Origin of the sequence: Streptomyces sp. NPDC002793 (assembly GCF_040295485.1) — a bacterium.
Classification (GTDB): Bacteria; Actinomycetota; Actinomycetes; order Streptomycetales; family Streptomycetaceae; genus Streptomyces.
The window spans coordinates 1-18,229 of the sequence record NZ_JBEOVL010000076.1; the positions used below are offsets into that span (position 1 = coordinate 1).

Sequence of the window (18,229 nt, forward strand, 5' to 3'; positions counted from 1 at the left end):
GCGGTTCGTGGAGATGGGGAAGGCGGATCTGCGGGAGGCGGGGTCGTTGGGGGATTGTTCGTATCGGGCGTTTGATCTTTCGGAGGCGGGTCCTGGGCGTATCGGGGAGATTCTGGGTGAGGTGATGGGTCTGTTCTCGGCGGGTGTGCTGTCGTTGCCTCCGGTCCGTACGTTCGATGTGCGGCAGGCTCCGGACGCGTTCCGTTTCATGAGCCAGGCCCGGCACATCGGCAAAGTCGTCCTGACCGTGCCCCGTTCCCTGGACCCGGAGGGGACCGTACTGATCACCGGCGGCACCGGCGCCCTCGGCGCGCTGGCGGCCCGGCGGCTGATCACCGAACACGGGGCGCGCAGACTGCTGCTGGCCGGACGGCGCGGTGCTGAAGCCACGGGCGCCACCGACCTCGTCGCCGAACTGACCGCGCTCGGCGCGCAGGTGACCGTCGCGGCCTGCGACGTCACGGATCCCGCCGCGCTCGCCGCGCTGCTCGCCGGCGTACCGGAGCAACATCCGCTCACGGCTGTCGTCCACACGGCCGGCGTCCTGGACGACGGCCTGGTCGAGTCGCTCACCGAGGACCGGCTGTCCGCCGTCCTCGCCCCCAAGACCGCGGCCGCCGCACTGCACGAGCTGACTGCCGGGAACGATCTGGCCGCGTTCGTCACGTACTCGTCGATGTCCGGCACCTTCGGCAGTCCCGGGCAGGGCAACTACGCCGCAGCCAACGCCTACCTCGACGCCCTCGCCCACCACCGGCAGGCCCGCGGCCTGCCCGCGCTCTCCCTGGCCTGGGGCCCGTGGTCCGGCGTCGGAGGCATGGCCGACGGCCTCACCGAGGCCGAGGCCACCCGCATCAGCCGTTCCGGATTCCCGCCGCTGAGCCCCGAGCGCGGCCTCGCCCTGCTCGACTCCGCCCTTGCGCTGCCGGGACCGGCCCTGCTGCCCGTGGTGCTGGACACCGCCCGGCTCGCGGCCTCGCCGACCGAGCTGCCCCCGCTGCTGCACGGTCTCGTCCGCCCCGCGCGACGTCTCGCCGACCGGTCCGACCCGTCGGGCGACTTCACGGAGCGACTGCGGCCGCTGTCCGACGACGACCGGCTGCGCACCCTGCTCGACCTCGTCAACAGCCAGGTCGCCGCCGTGCTCGGCTTCGCCTCAGCGGCCGCCGTCGGTCCGTCACGGTCCTTCAAGGACCTCGGCTTCGACTCCCTGACCTCCGTGGAACTGCGCAACCGCATCAGCCGGGCGACCGGCCACAGATCCCCGGCGACCCTGGTATTCGACCACCCCACCCCCGAGGCCCTCGCCGCCCACCTGGTGACGGAGATCCTCGGCGATCTCCCCGCCCCCGTACCGGCCGGACCCGTCAGGGGCGCCGCCGCCGACGACGACCTGGTCGCGATCGTGGGAATGGCCTGCCGCTTCCCCGGCGGCGCGGACACCCCGGAGGCTCTGTGGCAGATCGTCGCCGACGAGGTCGACGCCGTCGCGGGCTTCCCCACCGACCGCGCCTGGGACCTCGACAACATCTACGGCGAAAGCGACGGGCCCGATGCCCGGCACGCTTTCGAGGGCGGCTTCCTCTACGAGGCGAGCCGGTTCGACCCGGCGTTCTTCGGCATCTCGCCCCGTGAAGCGCTTGCCATGGACCCGCAGCAGCGGCTCCTCCTGGAAACCTCCTGGGAAGCCTTCGAACGCGCCGGCGTCGACCCGGCACTGCTGCGTGGCAGTTCCACCGGCGTCTACATCGGCACGGCCACCTCCGGATACGGCATCGGGCGCTTCGACGTCCCCGAGGGATCCCGTCCGCACATCCTCACCGGCACCGCCACGAGCGTCATCTCCGGGCGCCTCGCCTACGCCTTCGGCCTCGAGGGCCCCGCCGTCACCGTCGACACCGCCTGTTCGTCCTCCCTGGTGGCACTCCACCTCGCCATCGGCGCGCTGCGCAGCGGCGAATGCACCATGGCACTCGTGGGCGGCGCCACCATCATGACCACGCCCAGCATGTTCGCCGACGCCGCACAGGGCGGCGCGCTCGCCCCCGGTGGCCGCTGCCGCGCGTTCTCCTCCGACGCCGAGGGAACCGGCTGGGGCGAAGGCGTCGGCACGCTCCTCGTCGAGCGGCTCTCCGACGCCCGCCGCAAGGGCCACCGGGTACTGGCGGTCGTACGCGGCTCCGCCGTCAACCAGGACGGCGCCTCCAACGGGCTCACCGCACCCAACGGCCCCGCGCAGCAACGGGTCATCCGTGCCGCGCTCGCCGACGCGGGCCTGGACACCGGCGACATCGACGCCGTCGAGGCGCACGGCACCGGCACCGAACTGGGCGACCCCATCGAGGCGCAGGCTCTGATGGCCACGTACGGGCGCGGCCGCGACGAGGACCGGCCGCTCTGGCTGGGATCCGTGAAGTCCAACATCGGGCACACCCAGTCGGCCGCGGGCGTCGCCGGGATCATCAAGATGGTGATGGCCCTGCGCCACGGCGTCCTGCCCCGCTCCCTGCACATCACCGAGCCCACGGACCACGTCGACTGGGACGGCAGTGGCGTGCGCCTGCTCACCGAGCAGGTCGACTGGTCGCAGTCCGGACGCCCGCGCCGGGTCGCCGTCTCCTCGTTCGGCATGAGCGGCACCAACGCCCACACCATCCTGGAGCAGGTTCCCCCGACCCTGGAGCAAGGCTCCCCGCAGACCCCCGAGGCTCCGTCCGCCGAACCGGCCCCCGCCACGCGCCCCGAGCTGCCCTGGCTGCTCTCCGCCCGCACCAGGAACGCGCTGCGCGAACAGGCGCGGCGCCTGGACGGTCACCTCGATTCCCGACCCGCCCTCGCCGACCACGACGTGGCGCACTCCCTGGCCGCCACCCGTTCGCGGTTCGACCACCGCGCCGTCCTCCTAGGCCCCGACCACCGCGAACAGCTCACCGCGCTCGCCGAAGGCGTCCCCGTACCGGGGCTGGTGACCGGGACGGGCGGGCGCACCGGCCGCGTCGCGTTCGTCCTGCCCGGGCAGGGCTCGCAGTGGCTCGGCATGGGAGACCGTCTGCTGGACGAGTCAGCGACCTTCAGGGACACACTGCGCGCCTGTGCCAGGGCTCTGGAGGAGCACGTCGACTGGTCCGTGGAGGACGCGGTCCGCGGAGTGACCGACGGCCGGCACCTCAACCGGGTCGAGGTCGTGCAGCCCGTGCTGTTCGCGATGATGGTGGCCCTCGCGGAGCTGTGGCGTGAGCACGGCGTCGAGCCCGAGGCGGTGGTCGGCCACTCGCAGGGCGAGGTGGCAGCCGCGTACCTCGCCGGAGCGCTCACCATCGAGGACGCCGCACTCGTCGTCACGCACCGCAGCCGCCTGCTGTCCCAGGTGGTCGGCCAGGGGGCGATGGCCTCCGTCTCGCTTCCAGCGCAGGAGGTCGAGACCAGGCTCGAACGCTGGGGCGGTGCGCTCGGCATCGCCGCGGTGAACGGGGTGCAGTCCGTCTCCGTCGCCGGTGACGAGAAGCCCCTCGACGAGTTCCTGGCGGACCTGGAGTCGACGGGTGTCCGCTTCCGCAAGCTACGGATCAAGGGAGCGGCCCACTCAGCCGTGGTCGACCCGTTGCGCGCCGAGGCCCTCGAGGTGCTGGCACCGGTCCGGCCGCGTGCTTCCCGCATCCCCGTGTACTCCACGGTCACCGGCACACGGCTCGACACCGGCTCCATGGACGCCGAGTACTGGTACCGCAACATGCGGCAGACCGTGCAGTTCGCGCCGGCCACCCGTGCCCTGCTCGCGGACGGCTTCGGCGTCTTCGTCGAGTGCAGCCCGCACCCGGCGCTGGGCGCGGCCGTCCAGGAGACCGCCGAGGACGCCGGGGCGCCCGCACCCGTGATCCTCACCTCGCTGCGCCGCGAGGAGGGCGGAAACGAGAGGTTCTCCCTCTCGCTCGCCGAGGCGTTCACCCGGGGGGTGGAACCCGCCTGGCCGTCCCGCGGCACTGCCGTCGACCTGCCCACGTACCCCTTCGAGCGGGACAGCTACTGGTGGCAGCCCGCCCCCGAGGAGCCCGGCCACGCCGGAGGCGGCACGGCCGAGGAGGGCCGGTTCTGGGCCGCGGTGGAGGGCGGCGACGTCGACGCCCTCACCGAGTCCCTCGGCACCGACGCCCTCGCCCCCGCGCTGCCCGCACTGGCCGCATGGCGGAGGCGCTCGCACGACCGGTCCACGGTGGACGGATGGCGCTACCGGGTGACCTGGACGCCCGTCGACACCGGCCGGGGCCGGCCCGTGCTCACCGGGGCCTGGGCCGTGGTCGCGGAAGTGGAGCAGCGGGAACTGGCCCACCGGCTCGCCGGGTTGATCGACGCCGCAGGCGGCGAGGCCCACCTCGTGTCACCCGGCGGACTTCCCGAGGACCTGCCGTTGTCCGGCGCGATCTCGCTGCTGGCCCTGGACTCCCGGCCGCACCCCCACCACACCGGCGTCAGTATCGGTGCCGTACAGAACCTCGGTCTGCTGCGCACCGTCCTGGCCCGCGAGGCCGCCGTCCCGCTGCACCTGGTCACCAGCGGTGCCGTGTCGGTGGGCCGCGTCGACCGGATCCGGGACGTCGCCCAGGCCGCCACCTGGGGCCTGGGCCTGGTGGCGGGGCTGGAGCGGCCCGACTGCTGGGGCGGCCTGGTGGACCTCCCGGAGCACCCCGACGACAAGGTCCTGACCCGTCTGGTGCGGCTCCTCGCCCGGGATGCCGAGGGCGCGGGCGAAATCGCGCAGGAGGACCAACTGGCCGTCCGCCCCGCCGGAGTCTTCGCACGCCGCATGGTCCGGGCGGAGGAGAGCACACCGGTCAGGTCGTGGCAGCCCGGCGGCACGGTGCTGATCACCGGCGGCACCGGCGGCATCGGACGCCACCTCGCCCACCGCATGGCTGAGCAGGGAGCCCGCAAGCTCGTCCTCACCGGCCGTCGCGGGTCCGCCGCCCCCGGAGCGGGCGAACTCGTCGCCGAACTCACCGCCCTGGGCGTCGAGACGGTCGTCGCCGCCTGTGACGTCACCGACCGGGACGCCGTCGCCGCGCTGCTCGCCGAGCACCCCGTCGACACGGTGATCCACGCCGCCGGTGTGCCGCAGGCCACCGCGCTCGCCGACTGCGACGAGGACGAACTCGCCGCTGTGGTCGCCGCCAAGACGGAGGGCGCCCGGCACCTGGACGAACTGGTCGGCGAGGTCGACGCGTTCGTACTGTTCTCCTCCGGTGCGGGGATCTGGGGCGGCGCCGGCCAGGCCGCCTACGCGGCAGGCAACGCCGTACTGGACGCCCTGGCCCAGGACCGCCGCGCCCGCGGCCTGACCGCCACGGCCGTCGCCTGGGGCGGCTGGGCCGGATCCGGCATGGCCGACGACCGGGAAGCCGCGGCCCAGCTGGGCCGCCGCGGACTTCACGCCATGGAACCGCGACTCGCCCTCGACGCGCTCCAGCAGGCCCTCGACGCCGACGAGACCTGCCTGACCGTCGCCGACATCGACTGGGCACGCTTCGCCCCCGGCTACTCCGCCGCCCGCCCCCGCCCGCTGATCACGGACGTCCCCGAGGCACGGGCGGCGCTCGCCGAGCCCGCCGCCACCGACGACCGGCCCGGCGACGAGGACGAACTGCGTGACACCCTGCTCGCCCTGACCGAGCCCCGGCGGGCCGACTTCGTGCTCGCCCTGGTGCGGGAGCACGCCGCGGCCGCGCTCGGGTACGCCGACCCCGCCGTGATCGACGCCGACCGAGCGTTCCGCGACCTCGGGTTCGACTCGCTGATGGCGGTCGAGGTGCGCAACCGCCTCCAGGGTGCCACCGGCCGCTCACTGCCCCCGACCCTGGTGTTCGACCACCCGACCCCCGCCGATCTCACGGCCCACCTCCTCTCCGAGGTGCTCGGCGAACAGGCCAGGGGTGACGACGTGGCCGCTGCCCGTGCCGGCGCCGCCGTCCAGGACGAGCCACTCGCCGTGGTCGGCATGAGCTGCCGCTACGCCGGTGGCGTCGACTCGCCGGAGGACCTGTGGCGACTGGTGATGGAAGGCACCGACGCCCTCGGCCCCTTCCCCACGGACCGGGGCTGGGACCTCGACAACCTCTACCACCCCGACCCGGACCACCCCGGCACCTCATACGTCCGCGAGGGCGGCTTCCTCCAGGACGCCTCCCACTTCGACGCGGGTCTGTTCGGCATCAGCCCCCGCGAGGCGATCGCCACCGACCCGCAGCAGCGACTCCTGCTGGAAGCCACCTACGAGACGTTCGAACGCGCCGGGATCGACCCGTCGACCATGCGGGGCAGCTCCACCGGCGTCTACGTCGGCACCTCGTTCGTCGGCTACGGGCTCGGCACACCGCAGACCGGCGGCGAGTCGGAGGGATTCTTCCTCGCCGGCACCGGCACCGCGGCCGCGTCCGGCCGCATCTCCTACACCTTCGGTCTGGAAGGGCCCGCCGCCACGGTCGACACCGCCTGCTCCTCCTCCGCCGTGGCCATCCATCTCGCCTGCCAGGCCCTGCGGCAGAACGAATGCGACATGGCCGTCGCCGGTGGCGTGGCCGTCCTCGCCACCCCCACCTCCTTCACCGAGTTCAGCCGTCAGCGCGGCCTCGCCGCCGACGGCCGGTGCAAGCCGTTCGCGGCCGCCGCCGACGGCACCGGATGGGGCGAGGGCGTCGGAATGATCCTCGTCGAGCGACTCTCCGACGCCCTGCGCAACGGCCACCCGGTCCTCGCCCTCATCCGCGGCACCGCCACCAACCAGGACGGCGCCTCCAACGGTCTGACCGCCCCGAGCGGCCCCGCCCAGCAGAAGGTGATCCGCCAGGCGCTGGCCAACTCCCGGCTGACGGCCGCCGACGTCGACGCCGTCGAGGCGCACGGAACCGGCACCACACTCGGCGACCCCATCGAGGCCCAGTCGGTGCTGGCCACCTACGGCCAGGACCGCCCCGAAGGCCGACCGCTGTGGCTCGGCTCGGTGAAGTCCAACATCGGGCACACCCAGTCGGCGTCCGGTGTGGCCGGAGTCATCAAGACGGTCATGGCCCTGCGCGAGGGAGTCCTGCCCCGCACGCTGCACATCGACGCGCCCACCCCGCACGTCGACTGGTCCACAGGCTCCGTCGAACTCCTCACGGAGACCACCCCCTGGCCGGAGATCGAAGGCCGCCCCCGACGGGCCGGCGTCTCCTCGTTCGGCGGCAGCGGCACCAATGCCCACCTCGTCCTGGAGCAGTACGTACCGGAACCCGACCCGGCCCCGGCCGCCGACCGCGCCCCGGACCTCGACGGCGTGACGGCGCCCTGGACGCTGTCCGGCCGCAGCGCCGACGCCCTGCGCGCACAGGCCCGCCGGATCCTCGACCGGCTCGACGCCGAACCCGGGGTCCACCCCGCCGACCTCGCCCACTCGCTGGCGGCCACCCGCGCGCTCTTCGAGCACCGCGCCGTCGTGGTCGCCGCCACCGACGCCGACCGACGTGCCGCACTGTCCGCACTGGCCCGCGGCGAGGCCGCGCCCCACCTGGTGCGGGGGACCGTGCGCCCCGGCAAGGTCGCCTTCGTCCTGCCCGGCCAGGGCGGCCAGTGGGCGGACATGGCCCTCGAACTCATGGAAACCTCCGAGGTGTTCACCGCGGAGCTGTACGCCTGCGCCGAGGAGCTCGCACGTCATGTCGACTGGTCGCTGATCGACGTACTGCACGGAGCCGAGAACGCCCCGCCGCTGGACCGGGTCGACGTGACACAGGCCGCGCTGTTCGGCGTGGCGGCGGCACTCGCCGCCCTCTGGAGGGCCCACGGGGTCGAACCCGACATGGTCCTCGGCCACTCGCAGGGCGAGGTACCCGCCGCCTACATCGCCGGTGCGCTCTCCCGCGCCGACGCCGCCCGGGTCATCGCCCTGCGCGGCAAGGTGCTCCTCCCGATCGCGGGAACCGGTGGCATGGCCTCCGTGGCCCTCCCCGCCGACCGGACCCGCGCCCTCCTCGATCCCTGGGGCGCACGCCTCTCCCTCGCCGGGATCAACGGCCCCGAGTCGACCGTCGTCTCCGGGGAGCGCGAGGCACTGGACGAGTTCCTCTCCGGCTGCAAGGCGGACGGTGTCCGGGCGAGTCGCATCCGGGTGGACTTCAGCTCCCACTGCGCACAGGTGGAGCCGATGGCCGAGGAACTCGCCCGGCTCCTCGCCGACATCGAACCCCGCACGGGCACCGTGCCGTTCCACTCCACGGTCACCGGCGAACGGATGGACGGCGCACAACTCGACGCCGCCTACTGGCAGCGCAACCTCACCACCCCGGTCGACCTGGACCGCGGCGTCCGCGGCCTGGTGGACCAGGGTGCCAGGTTCCTGGTGGAGATCGGCCCGCACCCGGTGCTCGCTCCCGCTCTCGGCGAGATCCTCGACGACGTCGCCGGACTCGACCCCGGCGACGTCGTGGTGCTCGGCACGCTCCGGCGCGACGAGGGCGGCATGGAACGCTTCCTGCTGTCCGTCGCCGAACTCCACGTCCACAGCGGCGCGGGAGACCTTGCCACTCCCCTCGCCGGACTCCCGGTACGCACCGTGCAGCTGCCGGTGTATCCCTTCCAACGGCAGCGTTACTGGCCGGAGTTCGCCCCCTCGGGAACCGGCGATCTCGGAGCGGCGGGCCTGGGCGGCACGGGGCACCCGCTGCTGAGTGCCGCGCTGACGCTCGCCGACGGCACGAGCACGGTGCTCACCGGGCGTATCTCCCTGCGCACCCACCCGTGGCTCGCCGACCACGCCGTCCTCGGCACAGTCCTGCTGCCGGGCACGGCCTTCGTCGAGATGGCCCTGCACGCCGGAACACGGGCCGACACCCCGGTGCTGGAGGAACTGGCCCTGGGCGCACCCCTGGTGCTCGGCGAGAACGACGCCGTCGCGCTCCAGCTCACGGTCGGCGCCCCCGGCGAGGAGGGCCGCCGCGAGGTGGCCGTCCACTCGCGCGACGCCGAGGACCCGGACGCCCCGTGGGTCCGGCACGCCTCCGGTACCCTGGCCCCCGCCGCACGCGTCCATGACGCCCCTGAGGCCACAGCTGTTGACTGGCCTCCGCCGGGCGCCGCACCGGTCGGACTCGACGGCTTCTACGAGGGCATCGCCGATGCGGGCTACAGCTACGGCCCCGCTTTCCGGGGACTGACCGGTGCCTGGCACCGCGACGACGAACTCTTCGCCGAAGTGCGGCTCCCCGAGGACGTGTCCGGCGACGGCTTCACGCTCCACCCGGCACTGTTCGACGCCGCCCTGCACGGTATCGGTCTTCTGCGCCACCTGCGCGACGACTCCGGCTCCGAAGCGGCCCGCGTGGCCGAACTCCCCTTCCTGTGGCGGGACGTGACGCTGCGCACCACCGGAACCCCGGTGGTGCGGGTACGGCTCACCGAGTCCGGCGAAGGCGTCGGCCTCGCACTCTTCGACGAGTCCGGAGCAGCTCTCGGCGGTGTGGGAGCGCTGGTGGCCCGGCCGATGGGAGCGGAGCTCGCCGCAGCCCGGCACGGCCTGGCCGACACACTGCTGCGGGTCGACTGGGAGACCGAACTGCCGCTGCCGGCCCCCGCCCCCGGCCGACTGGCCCTGCTCGGGAACGAGTGCCGTCCGGACTGGGCGTTCGGGGAGACGGAACCCGACGAGGCAGACGTCGTCGTCGTGTCCTTCGCCGACGCCGCCTCCGATGTCGCCGACACGGCAGGCGCCGTGGAGGAGGCCGTCATCCGGGCCCTCGCCCTGGTCCGGGACCGGGTGGCCGACGAACGGTACGCCGGGCAGCCGCTCGCCGTGGTCACCCGGGGCGCTGTCGCCACTGCCGACGACGACCTCACGGACCTGGTCAACGCCCCCGTACGGGGACTGGTGCGCTCCGCGCAGGCCGAGCACCCCGGCAGGTTCCTGCTGGTCGACCTCGACCCGGCGGCCGAACCCGACCCCATCCTGCTGCACGCCGCCGTCGTCGCCGCGCTGGAGGCGGGGGAGACCGAGATAGCCGTACGCGGCCGACGGGGCCTGGTCCCCCGGCTGGCGCGCATGCCCGTGCCCGGAGCACAGGACGGGCCCGACCGGCCGGACAGGGGGCCGTACGCCACCGACGGCACCGTCCTGGTCACCGGTGCGACCGGCACCCTCGGCAGTGCCCTCGCCCGGCACCTCGTGGGACACCACGGGGTGAAGCACCTGCTGCTGACCAGCCGCACCGGTCCGGACGCCCCCGGAGCCACCGAACTGGCAGCCGAACTGACCGAGCTGGGTGCGGAGGTCACCGTCGCCGCCTGTGACGTCGCCGACCGCGACGCACTGGCCCGCACCCTGGCGGATATCCCCGCGGCCCACCCGCTGACGGGCGTGATCCACACTGCCGCCGTCCTGGACGACGGTGTACTCACCGGCATGACGGACGGGAGCGTCGCCCGGGTGCTCGCACCCAAGGTGCGCGGAGCACTCAACCTCCATGAGCTCACCCAGGACACGGAGCTGACCCTCTTCGCGCTGTTCTCCTCCGCCGCAGGTGTGCTCGGCGGCGCGGGACAGGCCAACTACGCGGCAGCCAACGTCTTCCTCGACGCCTTCGCCGCGCACCGCCGCCGCATCGGACTGCCCGCCGTGTCGCTGGCGTGGGGACCATGGGCCGAGCGCACCGGACTGACCGGGACGCTCACCGAGGCGGACGTGCGCCGGGTGGCGCGCTTCGGCCTGGGTGCCCTGGCCACCGAGGACGGTATGGCGGCCTTCTCCGCGGCCTGCGCCGCCGACCGGGCGCTCGTCGTTCCGATGGCGTTCCAGCCGGCCGCGTTGCGCGGACGCACCACGGTCCCGCCGCTGCTGCGGGCCCTGGTCCCCCGTAAGGGGCGTGCGGCCACGACCGGCTCCGCCGCCGGTGACCCCGCCGCTCTGCGGGCCAGGCTCACCGGCGCGCCGGAGGCCGATCAGCGGCGCGTCGTGCTGGAACTGGTGCGGGGCCAGGTGGCCGCCGTTCTGGGCTTCGCCTCGCCGGGCGCCGTCGACGCCGACCGGGGGCTGCTGGAAGTCGGTCTCGACTCGCTGACCGGCGTCGAACTGCGCAACAGGCTGGCCGCCGCCACCGGACTGCGGCTGCCCGCGACGCTGGTCTTCGACTACCCGACGCCCGGCGACATCGCCCGCCACCTGCGCACCGAACTGGCCCCCGAGCCGGTCTCCGAGGTCGACGGGCTGCTGGCCGAACTGGTGCGCCTGGAAGCGGGGCTGGCCCGGATCGACGCCGACGAAGACGGCCGGACCCGGGTCGCGGCCCGGCTGCGGGCCCTCGCGGGCCGCTGGTCCGGCAGGCAGACCGAGCGGGAAGGGGACCTGGACTCCGCATCGGCGGAGGAGGTCTTCGACCTGCTGGACAACGAGTTCGAAACATCGTGAAACGAGTTCGAGACGTCATGAGAGGACCCGGACAGCACATCATGGCCGAGACGAACCCGGACCAGCAGGAAAAGCTGCTCGCCTACCTGAAGCGGGCCACCGGCGAGCTGCGCGACGCCAACCGCCGCGTGCGTGAGCTGGAGGAACAGGCGCGGGAGCCGATCGCGGTGATCGGCATGGCCTGCCGCTACCCCGGCGGCGTCCGCTCCCCGGAGGACCTGTGGGAGCTGGTCGTGTCCGGCACCGACGCCCTCGGCCCGCTCCCCACCGACCGTGGCTGGGATCCGGCACTGGTGTCCTCCGCACCGCGCGGCGGATTCGTCCACGGGGCAGGCGACTTCGACGCGGCCCTGTTCGGCATGAGCCCCCGGGAGGCCGCCGCCACCGACCCCCAGCAGCGGCTGCTGCTGGAGGTGTCCTGGGAGGCGGTGGAACGGGCGGGCATCGACGTCCGCACGCTGCGCGGGGGACGCACCGGCGTCTTCGCGGGGGTGATGTACCACGACTATCCGTCCGTCGTCGATCCCGCCGCACTCGACGGCTACCTGGGCACAGCCAACGCCGGCAGTGTCCTCTCCGGCCGTGTCGCCTACAGCTTCGGCCTGCGTGGCCCCGCGGTCACCGTCGACACGGCCTGCTCGTCGTCGCTGGTCACCCTGCACCTCGCCGCGCAGGCTCTGCGCGGCGGTGAGTGCGAGCTCGCCCTGGCCGGCGGCGTGACGGTGATGTCCGGGCCCATGATGTTCGCCGGCTTCGGCTTCGAGGAAGGCAGCGCCGCCGACGGCCGCTGCAAGGCGTTCTCGGCTGCCGCTGACGGCACAGGCTGGGGCGAGGGCGCCGGAGTACTGCTCCTGGAGAAGCTCTCCGACGCCCGCCGCAACGGGCACCGGGTGCTGGCGGTCATCCGGGGTTCCGCCGTCAACTCCGACGGCGCCTCCAGCGGTCTCACCGCCCCCAACGGCCCCGCCCAGCAGCGCGTCATCCGTGCGGCCCTGGCCGGGGCCGCACTGGTGCCCGCCGAGGTCGACGCCGTGGAGGCGCACGGCACCGGCACCCGTCTCGGTGACCCCGTCGAAGCGCAGGCTCTCCTCGCCGCCTACGGCCAGGATCGTGCGGAGCCCTTGTATCTGGGCACGCTCAAGTCCAACATCGGGCACACCCAGGCCGCCGCCGGAGTCGCCGGTGTGATCAAGATGGTGGAGGCCGTCCGCCGGGGCCTGCTCCCGGCGACGCTGCACGTCGACGCGCCGACACCCCAGGTGGACTGGTCGGCGGGCGCGGTGGAGCTGCTGACCGCGACACGTGCATGGCCGGAGACCGGCCGTCCGCGCCGGGCGGGCGTCTCCTCCTTCGGCGTCAGCGGCACCAACGCCCACGTCATCGTCGAGCAGGCGCCCACCCAGGAGACCGCCGAGCCGCGGCCCGTTCGGCCAGGGCCCAGGCCCTTCCCGCTCGCGGGCCGGACGGCCCCGGCGCTACGGGCCCAGGCCGCCCGCCTGTTGGCGGCGTCCGACCGCCACGAACCGGCGGACCTGGCCTACTCGTCGGCCACCGCCCGGGCCGCTCTCGACCATCGTGCCGTCGTCGTCGCCGCGGACCGCGAGGAACTGGAGGCCGGGCTGCGCGCCCTGGCCGCCGGTGAGCCTTCGCGCCACGTGGTCACCGGGAAGGCGCGCGGCGGCGGCACGGCGTTCCTGTTCACGGGACAGGGGGCGCAGTGGGCCGGGATGGGGCAGGGGCTCCGGGTGTTCCCGGTGTTCGCGGCGGCCTTCGAGGAGACGTGCCGGGCGGTGGGCCTGGACGGTGCGGTGTTCGAGGACCAAGGGGCGCTGGACCGTACCGGCAACACCCAACGCGCCCTGTTCGCGGTGGAGGTGGCGCTGTTCCGGCTGATGGAGTCCTGGGGCGTCGTGCCCGACGTGCTGGTCGGCCACTCCGTGGGCGAGGTGGCGGCGGCGCACGCGGCGGGCGTGCTGTCACTGGACGACGCGTGCCGACTCGTCGCCGCCCGGGCGCGGTTGATGGAGGAACTGCCTGCGGGTGGGGCGATGCTGGCTGTCGGGGCGGCGGAAGGTGAGCTCGACCTGCCCGAAGGGATCGACCTGGCCGCGGTCAACGGCCCCGCCTCGCTCACGGTGTCCGGCACCGCCGACGCGATCGGCACGCTGGAGGAGCGACTACGTGCGGAGGGGCGGCAGGTCAAGCGGTTGTCGGTCTCGCACGCGTTCCACTCGCGCCTCATGGAGCCGATGCTCGACGCGTTCGGCTCGGTGGCCGGGTCGTTGACCTACCACACCCCGACGATCCGTGTCATTCCGACCGCCTCGGGGGCGATGGACACCCCGGAGTACTGGGTACGCCAGGTCCGCGAGCCCGTCCGCTTCGCGGACGCCGTGCGGCGGGCGTACGAGGAAGGGGGCACGCGCTTCGTGGAACTGGGCCCCGACGGTGTGCTGGCCGCGCAGGCGGCGCACAGCCTGCCCGCCGCCGAGGTGGTCCTCGTGCCCGTCCAGCGCGCGGGCGGTGACGACGTACGGGCCCTGCTCTCCGCCGTCGCGGCCGTGCACGCCGACGGTGCCGACATCGACTGGCACGAGGTGTTCGCCTGTCTGGGCGGCAGCCCCGTCGACCTGCCGACCTACGCGTTCCAGCACCGGAGGTACTGGCCGCTGCCAGGCCCCGCCACGGGCGCACCCGGTGCGGGGGAGCGCTCCGACGACCCGTTCTGGTCCGCCGTCCGCACAGGTGACCCGGACGCCCTCGCCGGACTGCTCGGCGTGGACCGCGACGAGGACCGGCGGCGACTCGACGGCGTGCTGCCGCTCCTCGCGGGCTGGCACGACCGGTCCCGCGCCCGGGGCCTGCGGTACCGGGAGGAGTGGCGACCCGTCGCCGCCTCCGCCGATCCGGTCCTGATCGGCGGCTGGCTCGTCCTCGCGCACCCCGAGGACGAGGAGACCGCCGCCGAGTGCGCCGAGGCGATCCGGCGCAGCGGTGGGACCCCGTCCCTGCGACTGCTCGACCCTTCGACCGGACTCCGGGACATGGTCGAGCAGCTCAGCGCGGCAAGCCCCTTGGCGGGCGTGCTGTCGTTGCTCGGGCTGGCGGAGGAGAGCGCGGTGGCCACCGGACTCGCCCTGATCCAGGCGCTGGACGGCACCGACACCCGTCTGTGGTGCGCCACCCGCGGTGCCGCCGCGCTCCCGGGCGAACAGCCCCCCGGCGCGGGCGGTCATGCCCTGTGGGCGCTGGGCCGGGTGGCCGCGCTGGAACACCCCGCACTGTGGGGCGGGCTGATCGACCTGCCCGCGACCGGCGTCGCGGAGTCCGCGCTCGCCGCATTCCTCACCGGCGTCACCGGAGAGGACCAGGTCGCCCTCAGGGACCTCCCGTTCGCCCGCCGACTGGTCGCCGCACCCTCGGTCCCCGCCGCGCCCTGGCGTCCCCGGGGCACGGTGCTGATCACCGGTGGGACCGGCGCGCTCGGCTCCCGTATCGCCCGGTGGGCGGCCCGTAACGGTGCCGAGCGGCTGGTCCTGGCCGGCCGGCGCGGCGCCGACGCACCAGGAGCCGGTGAGCTGGTCGCCGAACTCACGGACACGGGAGCCCGGGCGACCGTCGTCGCCTGCGACTTCGCCGACCGGGACGCCGTCGCCGCGCTGCTGGCCGCACACCCGCCGACCGCCGTGGTCCACGCGGCGGGCGTCGGGGGCCTCGGCAGGCTCACGGAACTCACCGAGGACGACCTGACGGCGGCCCGGGCGGGCAAGGCCGACGGCGCCGAACACCTCGACGCGCTCTGCGGGGACCTCGACGCGTTCGTACTGTTCGGCTCGGTCGCCGCCACCTGGGGAGGCGCGGCACAGGCCGCCTACGCCGCCGCCAACGCACGGCTCGAAGCCCTGGCGCTGCGCCGTGCCGCCCGTGGGGCGCCCGCGACCTGCGTGGCCTGGGGTGCCTGGCGGGGCGCAGGCATGGCCGAGGGCGCGGACGCCGAACTCGCCCGCCGGGGGGTCCTCGTGATGGATCCGGACGTGGCGATCGCCGCGATGGCCGAAGCGGTGGCGGACACCACACCCCTGGTGACCGTCGCCGGGGTCGACTGGCCGGTGTTCGCACGCGCCTTCGCGTCCGCCCGGCCCAGCCACCTGCTGGCCGAGCTGGTCGGCGACCGTTCGGAACCGGGTACGGCCGAGGAGACCGAGGGGCCCGGAGACCTGCGCGCCCGTCTCCTGGCCCTGCCCCCGTCCGAACGACCCGACGCGGTGCTGGACATGGTGCGTGAACAGACCGCTCTGGTGCTCGGCCACGCACACGCCGGCGACGTGGAACCCGACCTGTCCTTCCGGGACCTCGGGTTCGACTCGCTCACCGCCGTGGAGATGCGCAACCGGCTCAACGCCGTCAGCGGCCTGCCGCTGACCGCCACGGTCGTCTTCGACTACCCGACGCCCGCCGAACTCGCCGAACACCTCCTGGAGGAGACCGGCGCCGGCGAGAGCGACACGGCCGACGCCGACGAGGAACAGCGCCTGCGCGCCGTCCTGAGCACCGTGCCCACGGCCCGGCTCCGGGAAGCAGGGCTGATCGACACCCTGCTGCGGCTGGCGGGCGAGAAGACCGACGACACGGGGACACCGACCGCGCACGCGGTGGACGAACTGGACGGCGAGGCTCTGCTGAGACTCGTCGCCGCCAACGACGGGGAGTACTGACCATGGCAGCGTCCGACGAGCGTTACGTCGAAGCCCTGCGCACGCTGGTCAAGGAGAACGAACGGCTCAGGACCCGCAACAAGGAACTGACCGTCGCCGAGCACGAGCCGATCGCCATCGTGGGCATGGCCTGCCGACTGCCCGGCGGGATCGACTCGCCCGAGTCGCTCTGGGACCTGGTCGCCGCCGGAGGCGACGGCATCAGCGAATTCCCGGCCGACCGCGGCTGGGACCTCGGCTCCCTCTACGACCCGGACTCCCGGGGCGAGGGCACCTCGTACTCCCGGCAGGGCGGATTCGTCCACGACGGGGGAGACTTCGACGCGGACTTCTTCGGCATCTCGCCCCGCGAGGCCGCCGCGATGGACCCGCAGCAACGCTTGGTCCTGGAGGCCTCCTGGGAGGCGCTCGAACGGGCCGGGATCGACCCGCAGACCGTCAAGGGCAGCCCTGTCGGCGTGTACGTCGGTGCCGCGACCTCCGGCTACGGCACCGGAGTCCCCGTCGCGGCGGAGGCGGCGGGCTACGCCCTGACCGGCACCGCGACGAGCGTGCTCTCCGGCCGCGTCGCCTACAGCTTCGGCTTCGAGGGGCCCGCGGTCACCGTGGACACCGCCTGCTCCTCGTCCCTGGTGGCGCTGCACCTGGCGGCCCGCGCGCTGCGCGCCGGCGAGTGCTCCATGGCGCTGGCCGGCGGCGTGACCGTGATCGCCACCCCTGCCGCCTTCGTCGAGTTCAGCAGGCAGCGGGGCCTGGCCAGGGACGGCCGCTGCAAGGCGTTCGCGGCGGCCGCCGACGGCACGGGCTGGTCGGAGGGCGTCGGCATGCTCCTGGTGGAGCGGCTGTCCGACGCCCGCCGCAACGGTCACCGGGTGCTGGCCCTGATGCGCGGCTCCGCCGTGAACTCCGACGGCGCGTCCAACGGGCTCACCGCGCCCAACGGCCCCTCCCAGCGACGCGTCATCCTGGACGCACTGGCCTCCGCGCGGCTCTCCGCCGCAGAGGTGGACGCCGTCGAGGGGCACGGCACGGGCACGACCCTCGGCGACCCGATCGAGGCACAGGCGCTGCTGGCCACCTACGGGCGGGACCGCGACGAACCCCTGTGGCTGGGCTCGCTGAAGTCCAACATCGGGCACACACAGGCCGCGTCGGGCGTGGCCGGGGTGATCAAGATGGTGCAGGCGATACGGCACGGCGTGCTCCCCAGCACCCTCCACGTCGACGCACCCAGTCCGCACGTCGACTGGTCCGCCGGTGGGGTCGAACTGCTCACCGGGAACCGTCCCTGGCCCGAGGCGGACAGGCCGCGCCGGGCGGGCGTCTCCTCGTTCGGGGTGAGCGGCACCAACGCGCACGTGATCCTGGAGGGCCCCCCGGCGGAAGAGACCGCGGACCGGGTACGGGGCACAGCGCCGTCCGTCGTCCCGTGGACGCTCTCGGGGCGCGACGCCCGGTCGCTGCGTGCCCAGGCCGAGCGGCTGCTCGACCACCTCGCGCCCCGGCCCGACCTGGATCCGGCCGACCTCGCCGTCTCGCTGGCCACCACCCGGGCCGCCCTGGACCACCGCGCCGTCGTCCTGGGCGCCGACCCCGACGAACTGCTCGCAGGCCTGCGCTCGCTGGCCGGGGGCGCACCCGGCCCCGACGTCGTGACCGGCGATGCCAGGCCCGGCAAGCTGGCCTTTCTCTTCACGGGGCAGGGGTCGCAGTGGGCGGGGATGGGGCGCGGGCTCCGGACCACGTTCCCGGTGTTCGCGGCGGCCTTCGAGGAGGCGTGCCGGGCGGTGGGGCTGGACGCGGAGGTTTTCGAGGACCAGGAGGCGTTGGACCGTACCGGCAACACCCAACGCGCCCTGTTCGCCCTGGAGGTCGCGCTCTTCCGGCTCGCTGAGTCCTGGGGGGCGGCCCCCCGCTTCCTGATCGGCCACTCGGTGGGCGAGGTGGCGGCCGCGCACGCCGCGGGAGTGCTGTCGCTGGAGGACGCGGGAAGCCTGGTCTCGGCGCGGGCGCGGTTGATGGACGCGCTGCCGGAGGGCGGAGCCATGCTCGCGGTGGAGGCGGGCGAGGGTGAGCTGGAGTTGCCGGA

At 74.2% G+C, this 18,229-nt stretch carries 3 protein-coding genes; all 3 read left to right on the plus strand.

All coding sequences use genetic code 11. The features are described 5' to 3' along the window. The coding region (locus ABT001_RS34505; protein WP_502967576.1) for a type I polyketide synthase at nt 1-11,425 on the plus strand (11,425 nt) is incomplete at its 5' end. Nucleotides 11,426-11,442: 17 nt separating this feature from the next. Next, entirely contained in the window at nt 11,443-16,140 is a 4,698-nt protein-coding gene (locus ABT001_RS34510; protein ID WP_351285513.1) for a type I polyketide synthase, read from the plus strand. A 44-nt stretch (nt 16,141-16,184) separates the two neighbouring features. Then, nucleotides 16,185-18,229 (plus strand): type I polyketide synthase (locus ABT001_RS34515; protein ID WP_502967577.1); only part of this gene is annotated, 2,045 nt, incomplete at its 3' end.

Coding starts and splice junctions, on each gene's coding strand:
- ABT001_RS34510 (WP_351285513.1), top strand. CDS start 11,443: ATGAGAGGACCCGGACAGCACATCATGGCCGAGACGAACCCGGACCAG.